The sequence below is a fragment of the Mitsuaria sp. TWR114 genome (genome assembly GCF_007997345.1).
This window is the reverse complement of sequence record NZ_VOSR01000453.1, coordinates 1-2021: the sequence shown is the minus strand read 5'-3', so window position 1 is coordinate 2021 and position 2021 is coordinate 1. Positions and strand designations below refer to the sequence as shown.

Genomic DNA, 2021 nt, shown 5'->3' with positions numbered 1-2021 from the left:
CGCCTGCCGCCCCCGGGCCGCGTATCGCCCGCCTGGCCGCGGGGGTGCCGGATCAGGCCGATTCGTGGCAGGGGCCCGTGGTCTCGCGCACCTCGAGCTGGATGGCCGGGACCGTCGGCGCCGGCTCGTCCATCTCGCGGCCCAGGGCGTTCAGCAGCGCCCAGGCCGCGGCCAGCCCCATCGCGAAGGTGTGCTGGCGCACGGCGGTGACGGGCGGCGTCATGTACTTCGATTGCGGCAGGTCGTCGAAGCCGACCAGCGACAGGTCCTCGGGCACGCGCATGCCGCGGCGGTGCAGCACCAGCTTGGCGCCCCACAGGGACTGGTCGTTGGCGCAGAACACCGCGGTGAACCCGTGTCCGGCGCCCAGCAGCGTTTCCATCGCGGCGATGCCGCCGGTTTCCATGAAGTCGCCCTCGACGATCAGCGCCGGATCGACGCTCAGCCCGGCCTGGCGATGGGCCAGCATGAAGCCTTCCTTGCGTTCCTGGCCGTCGACCTGGTTGGAGGGCCCGGCGATGTGGGCGATGCGGCGATGCCCCAGCGCGATCAGGTGCGCCGTGGCCAGCCGCGCCCCTTCGACCTGGTCCTGGGAGAAGGAGAAGACGCCCGCCGCGTCCGTGCGCCGGCCGATGATCGCCACCGGCAGCTGCTGGGCCAGCTCCGCGAGCCGGGCGTCGCCCAGCCGCCCGCCCAGCACGATCAAGGCGTCGACCTTGCGCGCCGTCAGCAGCGCGACCCGCTCCGACTCCTCGTCCGGGTTCCAGTGGCCCGGCACCACGATTGGCGTGTAGCCGCTGCCGGTCAGGCCTTCGTCGACGCCCTTGACCGCATTGGCGAAGTAGGGGCTCTCGAGCTCCTGCGTCAGCACGCCGATGGTGTGCGTGGAGCCGCTGCGCAGGCCGCGCGCCGACAGGTTGGGGCGGAACTTCAGCTTCTGGATCGCCGCCTCGACGGCGCGCCGCTTGTCCTCGGCGACGCGGGCCGAGCCGGTGAGGATGCGCGAGACCGTGGCGGGCGAGACGCCGGCCAGCCGGGCGACGTCCTGCACCGTGGCCGGCTCGGATTTCGGGCGGGTGAGGGAAGGGCTCGGATCCATGAAGAGGGAGCGCCACGGGCGCCCTGTGACGGGAACGTCGCATGATAACGATTTCGCGGCGCCCGCGAGACAGCCGTCGCATGTCGCCCTAGGGGACTTCCCTCAAGAGCGTCGATTCGTGCGATGACAACGTTGACAACGCAAATCCCGTGCAGGCAGACTGCGTGAATTCGATTTCAAGCCAACGAGACAAGGCTGCGATCCGAGGCGTCGGATCGTCGACAACAGGAAGAATCATGAGATCGCTGAGGCGCCGAGAGGCCTTGATGCTGCTGTCCTGCGCCGCCGCCGGTGGAGCACGGGCCGCGCCGGCCCGAATCACCGTCGCCAGCTATCCCGACCTCGATCGGGCGCTGAAACTCGCCCTCCCGGCCTTCGCCCGGCGCCATCCCGGCGTGGCGGTCAACGTGGTGACGCTGTCGCACAAGGACCACCACACCGCGATGACGACGGCCCTCGCGGCCGGCGGCGCGCTGCCCGACCTGATCGCCCTTGATATGGATTTCTTGGGCAAGTTCGTCGACTCGGCCGGGCTGGAGGACCTGTCGCGTGCGCCTTACCTCGCGGGTGGCCAGGCATCCCGCTTTCCGGCTTATGCATGGCGTGCCGGCGTCAACCGCCGGGGCGAGATCAAGGCGCTCCCGGTGGACACCGGTCCCGGCGCGCTGTTCTACCGGCACGACCTGCTGGCGCGCGCCGGGCTGCTTGAAACCGATCTCACGCACTCGTGGTCAGGTTTCATCGAGGCCGGCCGGACGCTGCGGGCCCGCACCGGCGCCTACCTGGTCGCGCATGCGCAGGACCTCAAGGACATCCGCATCCGCGCCGGTCTGGCCGACGGGGAGGGGGTGTTCTTCGATCCGCAGGGGCGCAGCCAGGTGCAGACGGCGCGTTTCCGCCGCGCTTCGAACTGGCGCTGCAG

At 70.6% G+C, this 2021-nt stretch carries 2 protein-coding genes; one reads left to right on the top strand and one right to left on the bottom strand.

The features are described 5' to 3' along the window. Window positions 1–52 precede the first annotated feature (52 nt). Complete coding sequence (locus FUT87_RS16330; RefSeq protein WP_147241694.1) at window positions 53–1099, bottom strand: LacI family DNA-binding transcriptional regulator; 1047 nt, start codon at window positions 1097–1099, stop codon at window positions 53–55. 266 nt (window positions 1100–1365) lie between these two features. Here FUT87_RS16330 and FUT87_RS16325 point away from each other — a divergent pair. Further along, the coding region (locus FUT87_RS16325) for an ABC transporter substrate-binding protein (RefSeq protein WP_255511878.1) at window positions 1366–2021 on the top strand (656 nt) is incomplete at its 3' end.